Source organism: uncultured Altibacter sp., assembly GCF_963972995.1.
In the GTDB taxonomy this organism is placed as follows: domain Bacteria; phylum Bacteroidota; class Bacteroidia; order Flavobacteriales; family Flavobacteriaceae; genus Altibacter.
The window spans coordinates 1-21415 of record NZ_CAXAXI010000031.1 but is presented as its reverse complement, the minus strand read 5'-3'; the positions used below and the strand labels follow the sequence as shown (position 1 = coordinate 21415).

General features: G+C 43.7%; 17 protein-coding genes. 6 read left to right on the top strand and 11 right to left on the bottom strand.

The window, feature by feature from the left end:
• Nucleotides 1–2: 2 nt before the first annotated feature.
• The 3 genes from AACZ11_RS11350 to AACZ11_RS11340 form a co-directional block, all read right to left on the bottom strand.
• Nucleotides 3–629: a hypothetical protein gene (locus AACZ11_RS11350; protein WP_290626494.1), complete on the bottom strand. Its 627-nt coding sequence runs from the start codon at nucleotides 627–629 to the stop codon at nucleotides 3–5.
• 11 nt (nucleotides 630–640) lie between these two features.
• Nucleotides 641–1270 (bottom strand): hypothetical protein, encoded by a 630-nt coding sequence (locus tag AACZ11_RS11345; protein ID WP_290626495.1) that lies wholly within the window; start codon nucleotides 1268–1270, stop codon nucleotides 641–643.
• A gap of 248 nt (nucleotides 1271–1518) precedes the next feature.
• A complete protein-coding gene (locus AACZ11_RS11340; RefSeq protein ID WP_290626497.1) occupies nucleotides 1519–2064 on the bottom strand; it encodes a hypothetical protein in 546 nt (181 codons plus the stop codon).
• Between the two features lie 192 nt (nucleotides 2065–2256).
• On the opposite strand from AACZ11_RS11340, the gene AACZ11_RS11335 reads away from it, so the two are divergent.
• Nucleotides 2257–2871, top strand: a complete 615-nt coding sequence (locus tag AACZ11_RS11335) for a VTT domain-containing protein (RefSeq protein ID WP_290626499.1) — start codon at nucleotides 2257–2259, stop codon at nucleotides 2869–2871.
• A gap of 5 nt (nucleotides 2872–2876) precedes the next feature.
• Here the strand turns inward: AACZ11_RS11335 and AACZ11_RS11330 are convergent, their stop codons facing one another.
• Nucleotides 2877–3443 carry a biopolymer transporter ExbD gene (locus AACZ11_RS11330; protein ID WP_290626501.1) on the bottom strand — a complete coding sequence of 189 codons (567 nt, stop codon included), beginning with the start codon at nucleotides 3441–3443 and terminating at the stop codon, nucleotides 2877–2879.
• A 60-nt stretch (nucleotides 3444–3503) separates the two neighbouring features.
• Nucleotides 3504–4112, bottom strand: coding sequence for a hypothetical protein (locus tag AACZ11_RS11325; RefSeq protein WP_290626504.1), 609 nt, complete (start codon nucleotides 4110–4112; stop codon nucleotides 3504–3506).
• 171 nt (nucleotides 4113–4283) lie between these two features.
• Here AACZ11_RS11325 and AACZ11_RS11320 point away from each other — a divergent pair, with 171 nt between their 5' ends.
• Nucleotides 4284–4664: a hypothetical protein gene (locus AACZ11_RS11320; protein WP_339832493.1), complete on the top strand. Its 381-nt coding sequence runs from the start codon at nucleotides 4284–4286 to the stop codon at nucleotides 4662–4664.
• 94 nt (nucleotides 4665–4758) lie between these two features.
• Here AACZ11_RS11320 and AACZ11_RS11315 read toward each other — a convergent pair whose 3' ends face one another.
• Nucleotides 4759–6669 (bottom strand): peroxidase family protein, encoded by a 1911-nt coding sequence (locus AACZ11_RS11315; protein WP_290626507.1) that lies wholly within the window; start codon nucleotides 6667–6669, stop codon nucleotides 4759–4761.
• A 222-nt stretch (nucleotides 6670–6891) separates the two neighbouring features.
• On the opposite strand from AACZ11_RS11315, the gene AACZ11_RS11310 reads away from it, so the two are divergent.
• The gene (locus AACZ11_RS11310; protein ID WP_290626509.1) at nucleotides 6892–8445 is read left to right on the top strand and encodes a DEAD/DEAH box helicase family protein; all 1554 of its coding nucleotides are present in this window, start codon (nucleotides 6892–6894) and stop codon (nucleotides 8443–8445) included.
• 5 nt (nucleotides 8446–8450) lie between these two features.
• Here AACZ11_RS11310 and AACZ11_RS11305 read toward each other — a convergent pair whose 3' ends face one another.
• The gene (locus tag AACZ11_RS11305; protein ID WP_290626511.1) at nucleotides 8451–11591 is read right to left on the bottom strand and encodes a glycosyl hydrolase; all 3141 of its coding nucleotides are present in this window, start codon (nucleotides 11589–11591) and stop codon (nucleotides 8451–8453) included.
• 61 nt (nucleotides 11592–11652) lie between these two features.
• Nucleotides 11653–11790, bottom strand: a complete 138-nt coding sequence (locus AACZ11_RS11300) for a hypothetical protein (protein WP_290626513.1) — start codon at nucleotides 11788–11790, stop codon at nucleotides 11653–11655.
• A 132-nt stretch (nucleotides 11791–11922) separates the two neighbouring features.
• On the opposite strand from AACZ11_RS11300, the gene AACZ11_RS11295 reads away from it, so the two are divergent.
• The 3 genes from AACZ11_RS11295 to AACZ11_RS11285 all read left to right on the top strand — a co-directional run bounded on the left by AACZ11_RS11295 (nucleotide 11923) and on the right by AACZ11_RS11285 (nucleotide 16172).
• A complete protein-coding gene (locus tag AACZ11_RS11295) occupies nucleotides 11923–13200 on the top strand; it encodes an MFS transporter (protein ID WP_290626515.1) in 1278 nt (425 codons plus the stop codon).
• 83 nt (nucleotides 13201–13283) lie between these two features.
• Nucleotides 13284–14219 (top strand): EamA family transporter, encoded by a 936-nt coding sequence (locus tag AACZ11_RS11290; protein ID WP_290626517.1) that lies wholly within the window; start codon nucleotides 13284–13286, stop codon nucleotides 14217–14219.
• Nucleotides 14220–14306: 87 nt separating this feature from the next.
• Nucleotides 14307–16172, top strand: coding sequence for a peptidase M61 (locus tag AACZ11_RS11285; protein ID WP_290626519.1), 1866 nt, complete (start codon nucleotides 14307–14309; stop codon nucleotides 16170–16172).
• Between the two features lie 116 nt (nucleotides 16173–16288).
• On the opposite strand, the gene AACZ11_RS11280 is transcribed toward AACZ11_RS11285, so the two are convergent.
• From AACZ11_RS11280 to AACZ11_RS11270, 3 genes are all read right to left on the bottom strand, one after another.
• A complete protein-coding gene (locus AACZ11_RS11280) occupies nucleotides 16289–17845 on the bottom strand; it encodes a M20/M25/M40 family metallo-hydrolase (protein ID WP_290626521.1) in 1557 nt (518 codons plus the stop codon).
• A gap of 616 nt (nucleotides 17846–18461) precedes the next feature.
• Nucleotides 18462–18695, bottom strand: a complete 234-nt coding sequence (locus AACZ11_RS11275; RefSeq protein WP_290626525.1) for a YtxH domain-containing protein — start codon at nucleotides 18693–18695, stop codon at nucleotides 18462–18464.
• A gap of 626 nt (nucleotides 18696–19321) precedes the next feature.
• The gene (locus tag AACZ11_RS11270) at nucleotides 19322–21223 is read right to left on the bottom strand and encodes an alpha/beta fold hydrolase (RefSeq protein ID WP_290626527.1); all 1902 of its coding nucleotides are present in this window, start codon (nucleotides 21221–21223) and stop codon (nucleotides 19322–19324) included.
• Nucleotides 21224–21415 lie beyond the last annotated feature (192 nt).

Sequence of the window (21415 nt, the reverse complement as noted above, 5' to 3'; positions counted from 1 at the left end):
ACTTAATACAAGTTAGGAACCGAAGAAGCGACCCCTTTATTGCTACCACCAAGGTCGGTGATAATAGGAGGCAAGTTTCGGTAATAGGATTTATCGTATATAATTAAGGTCACATGATAAGTCAGCGTATCGCCGGGTGTTAGGTCCAGCGTTCGATTACGGATCTCGAGATGCCAGCTTCCGCCACTTGTAAAGGTGCGTACTACAAAATTTCCAATGGTCTTTGTGGCTCCGCCCACTACTTTCTTAATTGCATCTCCTTCATATCTGAAATTAGCAATACCTACCACATACTTACTGTCGTCAAACTGAAGGTCGAGGTCGGTAAGATTGTTCAAGGATATATTAGTAAAGGAGTAATTGACCACATTTACAGGGGCTACATGTAAGGTATTCACATCGAGCACAGTGATCTGCCCCACAGGTGTGGTATTTGTGGTTCTGGTAATCAATTTAAAATCTTCATCGGCAGCAGACACGGTTCCGAGGGAACCTACCTTAAATGCATCCTGTATTAATGCGTCTCCAACCACATGAAGATCGGTTTCGGGGGTTGTTGTGCCTATGCCAACCTGACTCATGACGAGGGGCGTTGCGAAGAGCAAACAAAGGGTTTTAAAAAGTTTCATAGGGAGTAGGTTTACTGGATAATGGGGGTTATGGCACTGCCTGTGGTCCCATTGGCCATGGGAATATTCACAGTGCCAAATTGTTTTGAAAGGTCTTTAGAAAAGATCAATGTTTTTATGGTCCAGGTGCCAATGGCGTTTACATCTAAATTGGCAACCATGGGATAATCTGCTATTATATGCCATGTTCCGTGTTTAATGAAAGTAGCTGTGTAGGGTAAACTGGCATTATTAATGGCGTTGGAAGAAGTGCTTATTACAAGCTCTTCATCAAAATATGCCGAGATAGTGATAAGAACGAATTCTGAAGCGTCGATACCCGTATCAAATTCACGGATCCAATCGAGATCGGGATTGGTGATCACATATTCCTGAATATATCCCAAGGCAGCTCCGGTTGGATTACTTACATCAAGAGACTTTAGACTGTTGTCGGTATCTTGTATAAGAAAGGTGGAGGTTTGGCCTTGTCTAAGAGGTTCCATATCCACATCTATTGCCCCTGAGATTCGAACATCTCCATTTACTTCCAGCATTTTTCTGGGGGAGGAAGTATTTATCCCTACTTGAGAAGATACGGGGGCAGATATGCATAAGATCCATACATACAGCAAAATGCTGTGTAGGTTGCTACGTTTCATAATCAATCAATTTGGGACTACAAAGATAGGTGCTTGAAGCGTAACTTCTTGTTAAAGAATAAGTTGCGATGTGTTTTATATCGAGTATAAAATACATTTCATCGAAAAAATAAGAAAAAATAGCTTTTTTAGTAGGAAGAAGTAAGAATAAAGTAGGAAAATAGCTTCAGAACAAGTTCGTTTTAAAGACAGCGTATAGACGGTGAAGCGTGTATATATGTGCGCTTAGATTTTTTATTTCTCAAACGTTAACTATCATCTTCATTATCTTCCTCGTCTTCTTTGTAAATTAGTGGATGTTCCTCTTCCTCAAGGCCCACCACCCGAATGATACTGGTAACCGCATTATACAACATGAGGACAACACTTATTAACGCACCGCTCAATAAGGCAGAAACGCCCAAGGAAACATAATAGATGGTTACAAACCAGTTGTTAGGAACATTATCTGCTTCCGAAAAGGGAATGTTTAATACCTGAAATGTGACCAGCGAAACAATAAATACAGCGGTATCGATACGTGCAATACGCAACACATGCTTGTAATGCGCTTTTTTTAATTTTGATTTAGAACCCGAGCTAATACTTAGAAGTGTTAGTAACAATGCCAATATAGTAGCCGATGCCAATGCGATCGTATTACATAATGTGTTAATCCCGGGTAGGGAAGAGGCTAACAGGTCTCGCGCTTCGTAACCGCTAAGGTTGCCAAGAAGGAATGCACCTGTTCCGGTGACAATGGCGGCAAAAATACCACCAAACAAAGCACGCTTGTTATATGTGGTTAATTTCATGGATTGTGATATGGTTGTTCTCTCGAAGATACGCAATTCTTTTGTGCAACAAAGGAATAAAGTGTTCTTAATACGGGTCAGCCGTTGTGTATTAGCGTATCCTTAACTTTTTTTCCCGTACAATATCTGTATATTTGCAACGTTAACCTACACCATCATTTTAATAAAATAATACGGTAGACACCATTGGAAATGAAATCAGCCCCTAAAACAAAAAAATACAGTCTAAAAAGACTGCATGCATATTACAGCTATACGGGATTTTACCGTTTTGTGGGAGCAAGTTTAAAGAAAGCTTTGCTTCCCATTAGCGGTTTTATTCTTTTGATCATACTTTTGGATCAGTTTGTAATCGATTTCAGTGACTTCTTCACGCACATAACAAATACGTACGCACCTGTTGGGATCTTGTCGGTGTTTTTTGCTTCAGAATCGCTCCTTGGGCTTATTCCGCCGGAGATCTTCATAGCTTGGTCCGATAAGACAGCCTCACCCATGGTGTATTTAAGTCTACTAGCCGTCCTTTCGTATTTGGGAGGAATTGTTTCTTACTTTATTGGGAAATTGATCCTTCGTATTCCTTCCGTGTACAACTACGTGGAGGTTAAAATGGCAAAACATTTACGTAATGTGCGAAAATGGGGTGGTTTCTTAATCATTGTAGGTGCTTTGCTTCCCATACCTTATTCTATGACCAGTATGGCGGCTGGGACCATTAACTACCGATTTAGAAATTACCTGCTGTTTGGAACCTTGCGTTTTGTGCGTTTCTACCTCTTTGCGATCGCTATATTTAGTCTAGTATAAGTGTATTATTCTCGAGTATCGAGGGTCGCCTCAACTAGATTGAAGGGGTACGCATCTCTTGTTTTTACCAGCTCTGCTTCGGAAAGATTTTTCAATTCTTTCTGAAAGGTCCTCATGGCATACGAGGTTCGAAGCTCGGTATAGGCTTTTGTAATCTCGTCCTGCACTTCAATAAAGACGTAATAGGGCGCTTTTCTATGTGTGCTTAATTCTAAAACAGCCCTATGTGGATTATCGGAAGCAGTCTTACTTCCTTTTCCGAAGCAATACAAACAACTCCCATCCCCATTATTCTTGAGAAAGTCTATCATTTGATCCTTAAGATCACCTAGCGGCGTAATCTCATTATTGACCAACAAATCGCCCTTAGCATTTAAGACTATACGAAATACATTTCGCTCATTGAGCGGCATGGTACAATCTGCGCCGTCGGAACAAGGGGCGGGTATACCACGAATAATACCCTTATCGTTGGATAGGGTTGTAGTGACTAAAAAGAAAATGAGTAATAGAAACGCAATGTCTGCCGTACTACCTGCATTGATCGCAGGTACTTTGTTTGAAGATCTCATAATACATGTAATTAGTGTTGTTTTAGAGAAACTTCAAAAAGGATGCCACGGCGATGTTAGCTATTCATTCACATGCTCCATGAGCTGTTCGTAGGTCTCAACATTAATGTATAATTTATTGTCAAGGCTCACTACAGGATTGGTCATATCTTCCAGAGTGGTTGAAGCTCCAACAAAAGCCTTACTCAATTGCGCTTCCATTTCCGGGACTTCGCTCAATACAAGCTTTCTATACTCATATACACTAGCGTCTAGACCACTTATAATGGCTTCACAGGTAGTACATTGATCCGTAACATAGATGGTAATTTGTTTTTTAGGTGCGATCTTGATGAGCTCATGTTCGGGTTTTAGCACCCGTATAGACAAACTATCATTAGCTTCTAGGGTATAGGTATACTTAGGCGTTTCACCTCTTTCAATAATAAGGCTCTTGATATTTACCTTTGAGGTTGCAGGAACACGCACCAATCGTGGTTTTCCTTTGGGTTGTCTAAAACCGGTGCCCTCTACAGTTAATAACACATCATAATCTATAAGATTTTCATTGATGGCATAGAGGAATAGTCGGTTTCCCTTTTGTTCTTCAACAATAGTTATAGGTTTCTCCTGGCAGAAGGAGGACATAGAAACAAAAAGGAATATGATCAGGGTGGTAAATTTGTACATAAGTTCTAATTTTTTCGAAAGGTAAAAAAAAGTTTAAACTTTCCCATTTTTTGTCCGGTGTTGTCAAAGTTCACAAAATACCATAATAGAATTATAATTATTACTTAAATTAAATCTAGGAATGGTACATTCTTTGTAATTTAACATTATCTAACAATAAATCACGATACTATGACACTTATAAAAGTTTCTATAGCCCTTTTTTCAATGGTCTTTTTTCTTAATTGTAATACGACAAAAAATACCGGTAATACCATGACTTCAGATTCCAGTAACAGTACAATGTCTAATTCAGACAATAGTATGACTAGTGACACAAATATGATGGAAGCCGGGTACAGCAAAGGGGTTATTGTGTATTCCGATAAAGAAGGAGACTGCCCGTACACCATTCAAGTGGTGGGCAGTGATGCCATGTTCGACCCTGTAAACTTAAGTGAGAATTACAAAAGAGCCGGAGAGAAGATATGGTTTACATATTCACCCTTACGTATGATGAACCGTTGCGACAAGGCGAACCCCGTGAATGTAGATGATATTAAAACACGATAGGAGAATTTCCTGTCGTTATTTAGAAAAAGTTGCTTGCAAATGATATTGCGAGCAACTTTTTTTTTTTTGAGCTTGTTATTGTTGTCACCAACTATTATTGTTTGATAACTTTAAGCTGCCCATTCCCGTGGTCCGAGCTCAAGGTAATAACGTATAATCCGCTGGCCAGGCGATCCTCCAACTCAAAATTCAATTCGTTCATTCCTTTTTCCAATTGAACTTCGCTTTGCGTGATCAATTGCGAATTGAGATCGAAGATGCGCAAGGTTGCCGCAGCAGGACGGTGCGTTTCGATACGTAGGTTGAAGTATTTCTGAATGGGATTTGGATAGGCAGTAAGACGAATATCTTTTACTTCAGGAAAGGAGAAGAGTTCCACAGCCAATGTGCCTCGTGGCACGGCTATAAATACATTCTCCTGTAAGGTCTCTATACTGGTATTTCTAAGGATGATTTCCGACAGGGTCGTACTTTTTAATGCAGCGATCTCATCATTGCTAAAGGCCGGATCGTTCTCATAATAAAAGCGATCTCCATCGCGCAAAAATTCGAATTGCATCTTTAATAAGGTAGACATGCCTTCTCCCACAATACTGTTTGGGAGATGATCCTCACTCATAAACCCGATCCACGGATCTACTTTACTTATGTCTCCATACACGGTTTGTAGGGTCGAACTTAAGGTTGAATTTGATGTTAGACTGTTAAAATCAGGGTGAGGAGTGAGTAAGATGTCTTGACGTATGGTGTTGTAATCCGGTAAGCCACGCTCTCTTGCACGAGCAATGTTAATAGATAGTAGATCGAGTCCGCCGGCGCCCGGAGGTCCAAAAAGAAAATTACGAATATCATCCATAATCATAGGATCTACAAATTGATGTTCCTGTGCCGCCAAGCCCCGAAAGAACGGTGCGATACCGCCTTCATCTTTTAGTATCAACGGATTAAAGAACGCGTTTCGAAGATCAACGGCCCCGAAGGACCAATCGTTTCCTTCTTCATCATACCGAACTATACGTCCGTTCACCATGGTGTGTCCAAAACGATATCCTGCTGCTGAAAAAACATTCATGATGGTGGGATCCACGGTAGGATCATATCCAGTATAGGGTGATAACGTAACACCAATAGTAGGTAAGAACTCTTCATACGTAACTACTTCTATCAGCGCTCCTACAATCTTTCTGGCCCGTTGAAACAGTTGTTCGTCGGTCCAAGTAGGGTGCTGTACCTTCAATTCATCACAAAGCCTGTTGTGCTCCAACACCCATAACGTGTGAAACGCCATGAGGCCCGGCTGTTCATTGACTCGAACATCACCACCTACAAAGAACTTTTCCGGCAGTGGAAAACCGTCCAATACCATAAAGGGTGCGGTAGGATCGATCTCGCTATCGTATTCGCCGTCCACGGTATTCCAGGGAAGCAGATTTCCGGCAGAGGTCTTCAGCTTACCATCACTATGGGTGCGCAGCCAATTGGCTCTGATTTCATCACTTCCATATACAGCAGATCCATCGATAAAACTGGTGATCTCATTCACATGTTTACGCGGATTATTTACATCGGTACCCGTAGCAGGGTCGCTTAGTGAGCGGAACATTCTAATTGTTACGGTTCCAGTGCAGAAGGGATCAAACAAGGCATCACATTCCGGTACTTGGATATCATGTGCTTCAGAGAAGTTATCATCATTCAGGTTTACATCATGGTCGATAAATTGGCCCCAACCCCAAACAAAATCACTTAGATTTAATTCATTGGCTAAAAATTCAGATTGGCTGCCTAAAGCGTTACTTATCACGCGAGGATTTTCCCTATCCAATCCTCCCGGTTCACTAATGAGATCTGTATAGCCGTTGGTAGCATAGTTTCTAAAATGTTTCTTCGCGACGCCCCAGTCGGGGTTGGCAGCATTATTGCCGGTTCCGTCATAACTGCGATTCTCTTGCGCAAGACCTTCAAGGCCCAAAAGGAGCAGGCTAAGGAGTATTAATCTTTTCATAATTGGCGTACTTCTTTGTTAGTCTCTCAAATGTACAAGGAAATATTTAATTGTGGAAACACTGCCTCCTGTTGCTTTTAAACGCGCTGTGATTTTAATATCCTTTCTTCGGAAGGAATATTGCTTCAAAAAACTTTAGTAAGGAGCCATTATTTTTTTCGGAAACCTTCATGGATAACCTATAAAAGGAAGTACTTTTGCACTCCCGAAACTTGGGAAGATATGGCAGAAGAGACTATAGGATTACAAGAGCGAAAGACCGATAAAGAGCTGTATAGCTACCAACAGGGAGCTATTAGCAAGATCTTCGAAAAATTTGAATCGGCTCCCGACGATTACCACCTGCTATATCAATTACCCACAGGAGGAGGGAAGACCGTTATCTTTTCTGAAATGGTCCGGCAATACCTAAAGCACCATAATAAAAAGGTCTTGGTGATGACACATCGCATCGAGTTGTGTAAACAAACCTCCGAGATGCTTACCAGTTTCGGTGTTGTAAACAAAGTGGTGAATAGCAGTGCAAATTTGGACGATCAAGGCAGGTACAGTTGTTTTGTCGCGATGGTTGAAACACTTAACAACCGTCTCAACGAGGACAAACTCGACATTTCCGATATTGGACTGGTTATTATCGATGAGGCCCACTATAATTCTTTTACCAAACTCTTTAAGTTCTTCGACAAGTGTTTTATTCTTGGGGTAACGGCTACACCTTTAAGCTCGAACCGCAGCTTGCCCATGAACGACAATTACGATGAACTCATTGCGGGCGAATCCATAGAGAATCTAATTGAGAACGAATTTTTGGCTCGAGCAGATATCATACAGTATAATATGTCGCTTACTTCGTTGGAAGTAGGTTCGAATGGTGATTATACCGTGAAATCTTCAGAAGATCTCTACTCCACAAATTCTATGTTGGATACGCTTTTGGAAGCGTACAGAACACATTCCGAAGGAAAGAAAACACTTATCTTCAATAATGGGATCAATACCTCTGTTCAAGTATACTATACATTTAAGGCGGCAGGGTTGCCCATTGCACATCTCGATAATACCGCCTCCAAGAAGCAACGCAAAAAAATACTGCAATGGTTTCGGGAGACCCCCAATGCGATCCTGACATCGGTGAGTATTCTTACCACCGGGTTCGATGAACCTACCATTGAGAGTATCATTCTAAACAGAGCGACGAAATCGCTTACCCTTTACTATCAAATGATTGGTCGGGGATCTCGAATTTTGAACAATAAATCAACTTTCACGGTCATTGACCTTGGGAATAACTGCTATCGTTTCGGACCTTGGGGGGCCAACTTAGACTGGCAAGCTATCTTTAGATCACCCGATTATTATATGGATCGCTTGTTAGACGACTACGAACTTGAAAGTAACTTTCGGTATGAAATGCCTGAAGCCGTCAGAGAACAATTCTCGAAGTCTGAAGAAGTATATTTCGATATCAAGGAAACATATACCGATGCCATTACTAAAGGGGAATCTTCCAAAGTGGTTTTGGAGCGTTCTATTGAACAGCATGCCTACATCTGTACAGAGAACAGCGAAGACGTGTATGACGCATTAAACTTGGCCAAATTATTGGGAGACGATATCGATCATCGTATAGAGAAATACGCGCAATGTATTAGCAAGAGCACACATAACTTTATAAGCTGGTTGAAAGACGATTACAAACTGAAACTGCGGTCGTATCTACGAGAGCACTTCGACACCCTTTATGAAACCATTCACGGGTTTCCGCCGGAAGATTAATGTCTTTATTTTAACCGAACCGCTCCAATGCCTGCACGCCATAACTCTTCATTATAGGCAGGAATGGAAGTTTTTAAAAGTGCATTTCCACGAGCCTTCAGGACAGCCCATTGTGCGTCCAATTCTGCCCTTCGTTGTTTTGACGGCGTATTCACACTAGGTAAACTGCTTTCTGTGTGATTGATCAGAAAGAGATACTCGGCCGAAAATTTGTTGGGAAAATTTTCAACGTCATCATACGCTTGTGACTTTCGCTGAATCATGTCCTCGTCCCACGCTTTCAATTGATTCAGTAATTCAGTTCCGGAAGCGATCAAAGATTTATTTTCGTTTGTCTCTTTTAGAAGTGATACAATACCTGCAATCTGTTCTTGTGCATCTTTTAAGGTGTTTACCATGTGGTGCATTTCGGTAAGGGTGGCTTCCATCTGCGTCATAAAACGGTCGTATTCCTCATACTGCCCTGAAGCCAAGCTAAATGTAGGGTTAGGCAAAATAACAGCTTGCGTAGCGACTGTCGTTCCTTGCTGCTCCAATGTAATTTGATACGTTCCAGGTGGTACGACATGGCCTCGAAAACTGGCCTCAATATATGTAGTTGGTATTCCCGGCATAATAGGATGCCGCATGTCCCATACAAAACGGTTTAAACCTTCATTTTTTGAAAGTACGGGAGCGGGGGGTGGACCTCCACCATCATTGGGCACATATTTTTTATCTTTTTCTGAAGTAAAAGTGCGTATCACTTCGCCTTTCTCATCCCTTATTTCCATACGGATCGGGATCGAGTCGTGTATTTTCGGAAGGGTGTAGTACAGCACAACACCATTGGCGGGGTTTACACCTTCAAAGGGATCGGTACCGTTAAAAGTTGCGGTATTTCCACTCAACGGACTGTACCAAGAGCCATTCACAGCGGGCTCCGGAGTAAAGATATGTAGCCCTTCTTTCTTATTCTTATATTGGGTGAGCACGGCCAGATCATCTAAGATCCAGAAGGAGCGGCCGGAAGTTGCTACCAGCAGATCTCCTTTATGCACCTTCAGATCGGTTATAGGCGTTACGGGTAAATTGAGTTGAAAAGGCTCCCATTGATCGCCTCCATTCCATGAGATATACACACCCGTTTCAGTACCGGCATACAGTATGTTTTTATCTGAAGGATCCTCGCGAACCACTCTGGTAAATGCGCCGTAGGGTATCCCTTTGCTAATATTCTGCCATGTTTTTCCGTAGTCGTTAGTCTTATAAAGTGCCGGAGTATAGTCGTTGAACTTATAACGGGTAGTCGCAATGTAGGCAGTTCCCGGCGAGGCATGCGAAATATCGATCGCATTGATGAGCGTCTCCTGTAATCCTTTAGGTGTAACATTTTCCCAAGTTTTACCATTATTCCTTGTGATATGCACAAGGCCATCGTCACTTCCGGTCCAAAAAACACCTTTTTCGTGAGGAGACTCTATCAAATAACTAATCGTGCCGTAATTCTCTGCGCCAACGGCTTCGTTGGTATACGGTCCGCCACCGTTTCCTTGTTTATCATCCTGATCTCTGGTAAGGTCCGGGGAGAACTCTTCCCAATTCTTCCCCATATCAGTGGTTTTCAGTACAAGTTGTGCAGCGTGATAAAAAGTACCCGGTTCATGCTGAGACCAAATGATGGGCGCATTCCAGTTGTACAAGTATTTCATGTTTCTTGCTTCCCTTCCCAAATATTGGATGGGTGCAGCCATGATGTTTGTACTTGCTTTGGATTTCATATCCAATACTTCGATGGTTCCTAAATAACTTCCGCCGAGCACATACTTGGGCTGGTCGGGATCAAAAGCCAAAAAAGCACTCTCACCTCCGGCTGCATAGGTCCAGTCTTGTGCATTGATACTGCCACGCCCCAGACTAAGACTTGCGATCCTAACCGAAGTGTTGTCCTGTTGCCCTCCGTAAAGATTATACGGAAACAGATTGTCGGCATTGATGCGGTAGATCTGTGCCGTGGGCATGTTATCTTGGGTAGACCAGCTCTTTCCGTAATTGAATGAAACCGCGGCACCACCGTCGTTGGCAATCACCATGTTCTTTGAATTCATAGGGTTGATCCAAAGATCGTGATAGTCACCATGGGTACCCGTAATCTCTTCCCAGGTGGTTCCCCCGTCAATAGAGCGCAGTGCAGGCGCACTAAGCACATATACTACATTTTCGTTATTAGGATCCACAAATACTTCGGTGTAGTACCAGGCACGCTGAGTTAACCGATTGTCGCCACTTACCTTGGACCAGTTTTTCCCGGCATTGTTCGAGACAAACAAGCCACTTAGATCCTTTTCAGTATCACTTTCAATAAGGGCATATACTTTTTCAGAATTCGACCTGCTCACAGCGATGGCCATTTTTCCCTTTTCTTCAGGAAGACCATCGTGAATTTTATACCAGGTGGTACCGCCGTCTTCCGATTTATAGAGGCCACTGCCTTCGCCACCACTTAGTACCATCCACGGCATACGCTGGTGGTGCCACATAGCGGTATAGAGCACATTAGGATTGTTCATATCCATGGACAATTCGGTACTGCCGGTCAACTCGTTTACGAACAGCACCTGTTCCCAGGTCGTTCCGCCATCGGTTGAGCGGTAGACCCCACGCTCTTTGGTTGGGCCGTGAAGAGCTCCTTGTGCAGCTATATATACAATATCGGGATTTGTGGGATGGATCACAATGCGTGCTATGTGCTGTGTCTTCTCCAAACCAAGTTTCTTCCAGGTCTTTCCTGCATCGGTCGATTTGTATACCCCGTCACCGTAAGAGGTCATCACGCCGCGAACGGCATGTTCTCCCATGCCGCAATAGATTACGTTAGGATGTGATTCTGAAACAGCAACTGCACCCACCGAACCGGTCTTGAAATACCCATCGGAAATATTTGTCCAGCGCTGGCCTGCGTCTTCGGTTTTCCACAATCCGCCACCGGTGGTTCCCATGTAATAGGTTAGAGGATCGCCCATAGCACCACTGGCAGTCACCGAGCGACCGCCACGAAAAGGACCGATATTCCTATATTTCAAAGGTTCAAAAAATTGATTGGCCTCTTGTGCTAGGCTAACGATTGTAAAGAGAAAGAGTAAGAGTGAAGTGGTTAGTGATTTCATAGGTTTGAATGCTCATGGTCTTTCTCAAAGATAGACGAAAAAGCACAACCTTCAAACACATTTAGAACAGTTCAAAAACATAGCCAAGCAACCAGTATAAAATAATGAATACCACAATGGTACCAATGCAACCGCATTTTCCGCCTCCAATCTTTTTGGCTCCCCAGGCAGCCGCCAGGATACGCAATAGTTTTTTCATATCTAGAAATGTTTACTTAAAAATACAGCATTTTTGCGATGCACGTTACCACGCTAACAGTTTTATAACAAATTAATTTTATGACATGCCGTCTTTTATTTGCGGCATTTGTTTTAGCTTCGTAACACGCTTATGAAAAATAACGATCCGTATGCAGCCCTGCGATTTAGGGAGTTCAATATCTTTCTTTTGGTACGATTCGCCATGGTGTTTGCATGGTCTATGCAGTTTGTGGTTATTGAATGGGAAGTGTATAGTTTAACAAAAGATCCCCTTTCTTTGGGTATTATAGGTTTAATGGAGGTTATTCCAGCCGTAGGCTTAGCACTTTTTGCCGGTCATGTGGTAGATCAAAAGGAGAAGCGGGGATTGCTTTTATGGTGTATCTTGGGATTCTCGGTGGTTAGTCTGGGATTGTTCTTGATCACGTGGCCTGAAGTGGTAGGTGACCTTAGCACCCAAAGTGTGCTTTACAGTATCTATGCTCTTGTATTTCTTGGCGGTGTGGTGCGTGCTTTTATTGGTCCCACGATCTTTTCGTTGTTCTCCTTATTGATTCCAAAAAAAATATACCCCAATGCTGCTACTTGGAGCAGCTCTGTTTGGCAAATGGGAACTGTGGTAGGTCCTGCGATCGCCGGACTTTCCATTCATTGGATCGGGGTGCACTGGTCGATGTGCTTCGTATTTTTCTGTTCGCTAGTGGCTGTGATCGCGCTTACATCCATTCCGAAGAAACCCATCTTAAATCCGAAGCTGGGGGAACCGGTACTGAAAAGTTTAAAGGAAGGAGTGAAATTTGTACTCTCGACTAAGATCATCCTAGGTGCCATTTCCCTCGATATGATCGCAGTGCTCTTTGGTGGGGCTGTAGCCTTATTGCCCATTTTTGCACAGGATATTTTAAAAGTAGGACCCGAAGGATTCGGGGTACTTCGTGCTGCACCCGCCGTAGGCGCACTCCTCATTATGTTTACTTCGGCGTATTTTCCGTTGAATAAGAATGCCGGATTGAAATTGCTGGGAGCTATCTTCGGATTCGGAGTGTGTATCATCGTCTTTGGATTGTCCACCTGGTTCTGGATATCGGTAATAGCTCTTTTCCTAAGTGGCGTCACCGACGGTATTTCAATGATCATCCGCCAAACCATCTTGCAATTGCGCACTCCCGACCATATGCGAGGTAGGGTAGCCTCGGTAAACTCAATGTTTGTAGGATCCTCGAACGAATTGGGCGCTTTTGAAAGCGGTCTCACAGCCAAGTGGATGGGAACGGTGACCGCCGTAGTATTTGGCGGAAGTATGACCCTACTCACCGTTGTCTTTACGGGAGCGATCTCACCGGCCTTTCGAAAATTGGATCTGCGGAAGGATATTGAGGCGTACGAACGAGACGAGCAATCCACATAGCTATTCAGAAAAAATAGATATAAGAACTAAAAAACAGTTAAAAAGGAATACGTACTATTGTATTCGCATACCAACCTATAACCATGCCCAAATCTACCAACCTTACGCTGGTCATTCTTGCCTTCTTTTCGATCTATGTGATTTGGGGATCCACGTACTTGCTCAATAAAATAGCAGTGGCAGAACTAGCACCGTTCATGTTGGCCTCCATCCGGTTTACTTCAGCGGGGCTTCTAATCTTCGTGATATGTAAGGTGATGAGGATCTCAATTGCCATCACTAGACGTCAGTTGTTGAACACTGCCATCGCCGGATTCTTATTCCTTAGCTTTGGGAACGGTATTGTAGTTTGGGCTTTGAAATATGTGGACAGTGGTTTTGCAGCTTTGGAGATCTCGGCACAACCGCTTGTGATCCTTATTTTGATGCGGATCTTACAAGGTAAAAGGATCAAAGCGATGTCGGTTATTGGAATTATTTTGGGCGTCATCGGGGTATACCTATTGGTAAGTCAGAAGCAAGTATTGCATCAAGAAAATAGTATTGTAGGCATGGTCATGATCTTTATGTGCATGGTAAGTTGGGCCTACGGAAGTCTTTTTGTAGGCAAAGCCGATCTTCCCTCCAATTATTTTGTAAATACAGGCTACCAGATGTTGACCGGCGGACTCATGCTATGTTTTGCGAGTTTGATCTTTGGCGAGACGTGGAGCGCCCCGGCACAATGGAGTACTTCGGTACAATGGTCGATGGTGTTGTTGATCCTCTTCGGAAGTATTGTTGCGTTCACTTCTTTCAATTATTTGCTGAAGGTCGTTTCACCCGAAAAAGTAGCGACATCCACCTACGTCAATCCCATTATAGCACTGCTGTTGGGATGGTACTTTCTAGATGAACAGATAACGTTGCAATCGATCCTGGCTGCCGTTATCTTACTTACCGGTGTTTACTTTATCAATACTTCGAAGAAATTGGCGGGGTATGAACGCTTTGCAACACGATCCAAACACAAGCCTTGATCGAAGTTGTGAAATCCCTTCAGAAAAAGTGAACCAGAAGCTGTAACAAAGCGATTATATTTGCGTCTACTACAAACAAAACTCTTTATGAAACAATTATTGCTATGTGGCCTTGCATTGAGCCTTCTCGCTTGCGGTCCTTCTAAAACAGGAAACGATCTTGCAGTACAAACTCCGATAAAAACAAGCCTTGACCTTACTAAAGTGGTGGACGACAAAGTGCCTGTGACAATAGATCCGGGACGGTTTATACAAGAGACAGTCACGTACAGATTGCCTAAGGTAGTTCAGGGAACGTACGCAATTAGCGACTTTGGTTATTTTGTAGACGATTTCACGGCACTAGATTATAATGGAAATCCGTTGCCCAGTACCAAGGTAGATACCAATACCTGGACGATCGCCAATGCTTCTCAGTTGGATAAGATCACGTATTACGTCAATGACACATTTGATGTGGAAGCGGAAGGAAAATCACCGTTTTCACCCTCAGGGACCAACATTGAACCCGATAATTACGTATTGAACCTCCACGGTTTTATAGGATATTTTGACACATTGAAGAACAATCAGTATCAGTTGGACGTAACAGCTCCTTCCGATTTTGAACGTACGTCGGCGCTTCAGAATACCGGAGAGAAGACTCATGCAGATGGATCGATGACTACCAGCTATTTTGCACCTCGTTACTTCGATATAACCGACAACCCCATGATGTACGGGAACCTTTCCGTAGAGAAATTTATGGTAGGAGGGATTGAGATCGTACTCAGTGTTTATTCGCCCAACAAGATGCATTCGGCTACCAGCCTTAAACCTGTGATGTACAAAATGATGGAAGCACAAAAAACCTATTTGGGAGATATCGACAGTACACCACGTTATGATATTTATCTGTATCTGTCTGATGGTAGCGAAGACGCCCCTGCCGGATTTGGAGCCTTGGAACATCACACATCTACAGTAGTTGTTATGCCGGAAGGGATGCCTGCGAATGCGTTGGAAAAAGGAATGGTAGACGTTGTGGCTCATGAGTTCTTTCATATTGTCACTCCGCTGTCTGTGCATTCTGAAGATGTGCATTACTTCGATTATAACGACCCAACCTTCTCAAAACACCTTTGGATGTATGAAGGTGTTACTGAATACTTTGCTCAGCATTTTCAAGTCTATGAAGGGCTTATTGAAGCTGATGAATTCTACGGAATCATTATGGATAAAATCCAGACCTCGCTTGGGTTGGATGACAGTATGAGTTTTACCGAAATGAGTGAAAATGTGATCGATGAACCTTATGCGTCCAATTACTATAACGTATATCAGAAAGGGGCACTTATCGGTATGTGTATTGACATACTCATGCGTCAAGAAAGTAACGGAACACGTAGCATGCTTTCTTTAATGAAAGAATTGTCAAAAAAGTATGGAAAGAACAAACCCTTTGACGATGATACCCTCATTGCAGAGATCACCCAAATGACCTATCCGAGTGTGGGCGAATTTCTTACCACTCATGTCGAAGGAACTACCCCAATTGATTACAGTGTGTTTTTTGAGAAAGTAGGGTTGGAGGTAGTTGAAGGACAAGTAGAAGGGAATTTTATCATGAACGGAAATGTTCCCATGGTGAGCGGAAGCCCCGATAAAGGGATCTTCTTTACCGGGTTAGCAACGCAAAACAGTTTTTGGGCGGAACAAGGTGTACAAGCCGGAGACATTATTAAAAGTGTGAATGGCACGGATGTAACCCTGCAGAACGCCAATACCATCTTTCAGGAAGTGTATGGATGGGAGCTGGGAAAAGAGATATCTGTTGTGTTGGACCGTGATGGCGAACGCGTTGTAATAGAAACTGTGACCACACAGCCGTATGTAATGGGCAAAAAGCTGCAAGAGGTTCCTAATCCTTCAGCAGAACAGCTTGCTTTGCGCAAGGCTTGGTTGAAAGGGTAGGGGTTTCTTCGACAAGCTCAAACTGACAGCTTTGTGCGTCTATTACCTGAGCTTATGATACAGTAAAAAAAAGAGGCTATTTTTTAAATAGCCTCTTTTTTTTCATCTATAGAATCTTAGTTCTCATCATCCAAGCCGCCGCGACGGGTTGGGGACTTAGGCTCCGGCCATTCCAGCTGCTCGCCCGTTCTTGAGCTTACCGGCAGGACACTCCTTTCTCGGGAGGGTGTATCCGGATCTTCACTAGCCATATACGCAAGGATCGCCGTTAATATTACATTATCACGCAGGTCGTCGAAAATGATCTTATCGTAGGTATCTCTGTTGGTATGCCAGGTGTAGTTCCAATACGACCAGTTGAGCGAACTTAAACTGAATGCAGGAGCACCCGCCGCTTGAAACGATGCATAATCTGAACCCCCTCTGGCCGGCGTGCCGGGGAAGGTAGTTTCGATACCATCTGTGATGCGATCCGGGACCGGTTCCAGCCAGCTTGCAAGATAGTCGTAGGCATGAAGAAAGCCTCCACCCGATAAACGAACCACTCGGCCTGTGCCGTTATCCTGATTAAACACCGCTTGTACGCCTGCGACGATCTCCGGATGATCCTCCACAAACGCTCTAGATCCGTTGAGGCCTTGTTCTTCACTGCCCCAATGGCCCACGAGAATGGTGCGTTTTGGATTAGGATAGTATTTTTTTAGAAGTCGCATCGCTTCCATCATGATGAGTGTTCCCGTACCATTATCGGTTGCACCGGTAGCACCGTCCCATGAATCAAAGTGCGCAGAAAGGATCACATATTCTTCAGGCTTTTCACTTCCTTTTATTTCGGCAATGGTATTGAAGGTAGGAACCACACCCAGTTCTTTTGAAAGGGCCACAATATTTATTTTCGGCTTTTGACCGGAGGCAACAAGACGGTAGAGCATCCCGTAATCTTCCAATTCAATATCTACGGTAGGGATCTTCTTGGTACGGGCTGCAAAGATCTTGTTCACTCCGAAACCGTTGGACCAATTGGAAGCAACGATACCGGCAGCCCCTGCCTTTTCAAGTGCGGCCGGAAGGGTACGTGAGGTGTATCCCGTGCGGCGCATATTGTCCCTCCATTCGGTGGTTTGTTTTTCCCGTGCTTCCTTCATCTTTTCGAATGATTCCTTTGTGGCAAACTCTTCCCAGTTGTAATCCGGTCTGCCGGTAGGTTCCAGCATATCGATCATCACCAGTTTTCCCTTCACATTGGGTAGCCATGCCATGAAATCTAAAGAGTCTTTCACCGTGGGTAGTGTAATAAGCTCTGCTGTTACTCCCTGTTTAGAAGTACCGGGATTCCATGCCAATTGAGTACCCCGCAGGCTTTGCACACGTGGATATACCATGTCGATATGCGTAATGCCACGTTCCCAGCCTCGCCATTCGCCATAAGCTTCGTTCTTGGCGGGAATCCCCCAAGATTCATATTTTTGAACCGCCCAGTCGTGCGCGTTCTTCATTTGCGGCGTTCCTACCAAACGCGGACCAATGATATCCATAAGTTCATGACCCAATGGTTGCAGCATGTTGTTCTCGGTAGCTTCTTTAATAATGTTGTCAATGACAGGATCGTTGGACTGAGCGTGCATGGAGAGCAGACCTATGCATAAGAGTCCCAGGAAGAAATTTTTTTTCATTTGTTGGTTATTTGATTAATCATCCTAAAAATACACATACCGTGGGTAATTGTATCTATTGGACGATCCTTTTCTGAAAAAAAGACAAAAAAGAAACCCCTGCTATGTGCAAGGGTCTTTGTGAGGTTAGAAACGGGTGATCCTTAGCGGTGAATGGCATAGCTGCTGGCTTTGCCGTACAGGGCTAACTTTTCCAGCAGTCCCGAACGCTTCAGATAGTCGTTCCATCGTTGTAATAGTTTCTTCATATCGTATGGGTTAAAGGGTTCGTATTTCCCGTATCGAGTACGAGCGATCTGCACCATAACGTATGATTGATTTTGTGTCGGAAGCTATGTTCCGAAGAGAGTAAGAGAAGGGGTGTTGGTTAAATGTACGAAATTTCTTCCATATCGCAACAATATCGGTCTAGTATTTCATTGTACCTCAGGAAGTTTAGGATCGGTTTTGGTATTCAAGATGCTTCCTGTGCACAATCACTATGGAACATAAAGAAGTACGGAGGTATAAAAAAACTGTCTAAGAAGCAGCGCGAAAGAACGAAAACTTCGGATTTACATCCGAGCGGTTTCTTACGCGTACTTTTTAGACAGTAGTAGCTGTTACATTGCTTTGTTTAGTGGGTGATATCGTGCGCTTCAGCTTTGGCTTTCCCTTTCAACTCCTCGTACTTATCGGTTATAGAACGTTCCACATCCTGAGCACCTTCCTTGATCTTTTGGCCTACATTGTTGACCTTTCCTTTTAGGCGCGCTTTCTCTTCCTCACTCATGTTCTTGTACTTCCAAAATGCGAATGCACCGGCTGCTAACCCTACTAAAGCCAGCAATCCTTTTCCTTTGTTATTCATAGTGTCTGTTTTTTTATTTGTTGTCTATTAAAGGTACGGCGGGTTTTCCGTCTCGCAATAAGAATCCGGCACTTTAGGATAAGTTTAATAGAGATTGCTAAGGAAGTATTAAAATGGATTGTGGGATGATTATGTTTTTTCTTTCTTTTCTTTTCTTTTTTCCATTGATGAAAAAAGAAACAAAAAAATCTAGGCTGCATAAAGCATCCCTAAATACTACGTCGGTTCACTACACGTTCCGAACTCGGTGCGCCACAGCACACCTCAAACAGCGGAACGCGCTTTACGTTCCAGCTCCTTGCATTTTACGGGAAACTTTCTGAGGTCGTTTTTTGATGCTATGAAACATTGGTATTAAAGAAGAAGCTGTGTCACTTCGAGTGGTTCCTTGAAGAGGCACTGTATCGAGAAGGGGTTTTGTAGTGTAGATTCTTCGCTTCGCTCTGAATGACATGAAGACTGTCATTCCGAACGTAGAGAGGAATCTCATTGACACAGGAAGTAGTGATTTGTATGTGGGAAGCGCTTCGACAGGCTCAGTGTGACTGAAGCGAAGGGGAGTTGAATGCGCTTCGACAGGTTCAGCGTGACAAAAAAAGAAATAGGATTATTTGATGATTGGATTGTTAGATCATGGGATACAACGTATAATAGAACATGCACCCGCTTACAAACAAGAAAGCGACCAGCGTGAGTACCGGCCAAACGCCAAAAGAGCGTTTGATGAGCATGATATAAAGGTAATAGAGCACCCCGAGCAGGAAGAGTGGCGTTATAAAGAAGAGCCAATTCGCTTCAGCTACGAGTCCGAAGAGCAATAGGAAGGGATCACTGTTCAATGTTTGGAACATAAAATAACCCAGCAGAATAAGAAACAGCAGTCCCATTGCTGAAACCCACCAAGTAGTTCTCTTCATGTGATCTTTCTTTCTTCGGAAGAAGACGGCTCCCACGATCACATTCCGAAGCACCACCACTACAGTTAGTACCAATAACAAAACGAACCAAAGGGGTTGCAAGCGGGAGACCTGTTGCAGTAGGGTGCCTATTGTTCCATTCTTATAGTAAGACGTTCGGAACGGGATGGAAGTCTTTTCAAGTTCTTCTAAGCAGGCTACTTCCGGATCCGTAGAAGGGTCTTCAAGGAATTTTGTAACCATTTGTCGTCCGCAGGGCGTCGGACTTACCCCGTGTCCCAATCCGGGGAAGGAATGATAGTAAGCATCGGTGAAGTACTCCATAAACGGCTCGTTCCATTCGGGTGGGGTGATGGGATCGAAGGTGCCGGCCAATAGGAGGGAAGGGACCGATGTACGTACAGGGGTTCCTGCAATGGAATCTGTTTGAATGCGGGTGTCGTTCACGTAAAACTCGTAGTAGCCGTCTATGATCTCGTAAGGTTTGTATTGTCGTTGTTCGGTTTGATAGGCTTCCTTGCTTTTTTCCAGCATTCCTTTATAGTCGTAGACGTATTCGATCATGCCCAGGGCATTGTACCCTTCTTCCACCAAGGGTTGCATTTGTGTCAACACCCGCCTTAAGGTCGTTTCATCACGTGCCATGAAATGTTCCAACAATATGGGAAAATCCTTATACACATTGGCATAATAGAGGAGTTGATGGAGGGCGCCGTTGATCTCATGCCGATTCAGATATGCAAGTTCTCCGCCGGGCATGGTTATTTTTAGGGGATCGGTATCCACCGAATCCAGAAATGCCAAGAAGCGCGTTTTCAGGTTTGGAAAGCGCTCATTGCAGTCGGAGTTTTCTGCACAAGCATCCAGTACCCGGTTGAGCGTTCGGGCATAATAGATACCCATAGAACCCTGTGTAGCGACGCCAATAGGCACATTAGAGTCGAACACGGCCGAGCGGACCGTGATGTCGTAGTCTTCCGCAGCCCTTAAAAAATGCTGCATGGCCATGGTTCCGTAAGAGATACCGAAAAGGTTATAGGTGGTATAGTCCAATTGCTGCGCCAAGAATGCCGCATCGCGCGCAATGGTGTTCATACCATACTGATTGAAGTCGATGCCCTCCTGCTGCAAACGGTCCAGACAGGCGTTGTACCGCTCACGCTGACGAGCGGCGAATTCGGAATTGGTGTAATTAGCAAGAATATCGTTCCAGCCTTCCTTGCCCAGGTTCTCGCAGGGTAGGTTTGTTGAAAAACCCGAACCCCTGTAATCGAAGAGGATCACGTCCCTTTCAGCCAGAAAAGGAAAACGAAGGTAAAAAGGTGTATCCTTGACCTCGGGAAATCCCCATCCACCTGCAAAAACCATGATGGGGTCCCCTTGGAAGTCGGGATTAGGTGTTTTTAGGATGCTGAAGGCGATCTGAAGTGTTCTGCCCTCAGGTTTGCTGTAATCCTCCGGTACCGTGAGATATCCAAAGCGTGTTTCGGGCTGCGCTTTCATAAAGCTGCAATCCTCCAAGAAGCACGAAGTGGTTTCAATGGTGCCAATGTTTTGGGAGCAGAGGGTAAAAGCGAAGAGGAGGCAGCAGGCAATACTAAAAGGTCTCATGGTGTTGTTGGTTAGTGTTCATTAAAGATACTGATTTTCAGGAAATGGGATTCGGTTTTTGAATTGACGGGGTTGTTGAATGAAATAGGTCTTCTTTCTTTCTTTCTCTTCTTTTTTCCATTGATGAAAAAAGAAAGAAAAAAATCTAGGCTGCAGAAACCATCCCTAAATACTACGTCGGCTCACTACACG

Bases quoted from the DNA above. Each gene is read 5' to 3' on its own strand.
- AACZ11_RS11285 (WP_290626519.1), top strand. From the start codon at position 14,307: ATGAAACAATTATTGCTATGTGGCCTTGCATTGAGCCTTCTCGCTTGC.
- AACZ11_RS11305 (WP_290626511.1), bottom strand. From the start codon at position 11,591: ATGAAATCACTAACCACTTCACTCTTACTCTTTCTCTTTACAATCGTT.
- AACZ11_RS11275 (WP_290626525.1), bottom strand. From the start codon at position 18,695: ATGAATAACAAAGGAAAAGGATTGCTGGCTTTAGTAGGGTTAGCAGCC.
- AACZ11_RS11345 (WP_290626495.1), bottom strand. From the start codon at position 1,270: ATGAAACGTAGCAACCTACACAGCATTTTGCTGTATGTATGGATCTTA.
- AACZ11_RS11310 (WP_290626509.1), top strand. From the start codon at position 6,892: ATGGCAGAAGAGACTATAGGATTACAAGAGCGAAAGACCGATAAAGAG.
- AACZ11_RS11330 (WP_290626501.1), bottom strand. From the start codon at position 3,443: ATGAGATCTTCAAACAAAGTACCTGCGATCAATGCAGGTAGTACGGCA.
- AACZ11_RS11295 (WP_290626515.1), top strand. From the start codon at position 11,923: ATGAAAAATAACGATCCGTATGCAGCCCTGCGATTTAGGGAGTTCAAT.
- AACZ11_RS11280 (WP_290626521.1), bottom strand. From the start codon at position 17,845: ATGAAAAAAAATTTCTTCCTGGGACTCTTATGCATAGGTCTGCTCTCC.
- AACZ11_RS11350 (WP_290626494.1), bottom strand. From the start codon at position 629: ATGAAACTTTTTAAAACCCTTTGTTTGCTCTTCGCAACGCCCCTCGTC.
- AACZ11_RS11300 (WP_290626513.1), bottom strand. From the start codon at position 11,790: ATGAAAAAACTATTGCGTATCCTGGCGGCTGCCTGGGGAGCCAAAAAG.
- AACZ11_RS11290 (WP_290626517.1), top strand. From the start codon at position 13,284: ATGCCCAAATCTACCAACCTTACGCTGGTCATTCTTGCCTTCTTTTCG.
- AACZ11_RS11325 (WP_290626504.1), bottom strand. From the start codon at position 4,112: ATGTACAAATTTACCACCCTGATCATATTCCTTTTTGTTTCTATGTCC.
- AACZ11_RS11340 (WP_290626497.1), bottom strand. From the start codon at position 2,064: ATGAAATTAACCACATATAACAAGCGTGCTTTGTTTGGTGGTATTTTT.
- AACZ11_RS11335 (WP_290626499.1), top strand. From the start codon at position 2,257: ATGAAATCAGCCCCTAAAACAAAAAAATACAGTCTAAAAAGACTGCAT.
- AACZ11_RS11315 (WP_290626507.1), bottom strand. From the start codon at position 6,669: ATGAAAAGATTAATACTCCTTAGCCTGCTCCTTTTGGGCCTTGAAGGT.
- AACZ11_RS11320 (WP_339832493.1), top strand. From the start codon at position 4,284: ATGACACTTATAAAAGTTTCTATAGCCCTTTTTTCAATGGTCTTTTTT.
- AACZ11_RS11270 (WP_290626527.1), bottom strand. From the start codon at position 21,223: ATGAGACCTTTTAGTATTGCCTGCTGCCTCCTCTTCGCTTTTACCCTC.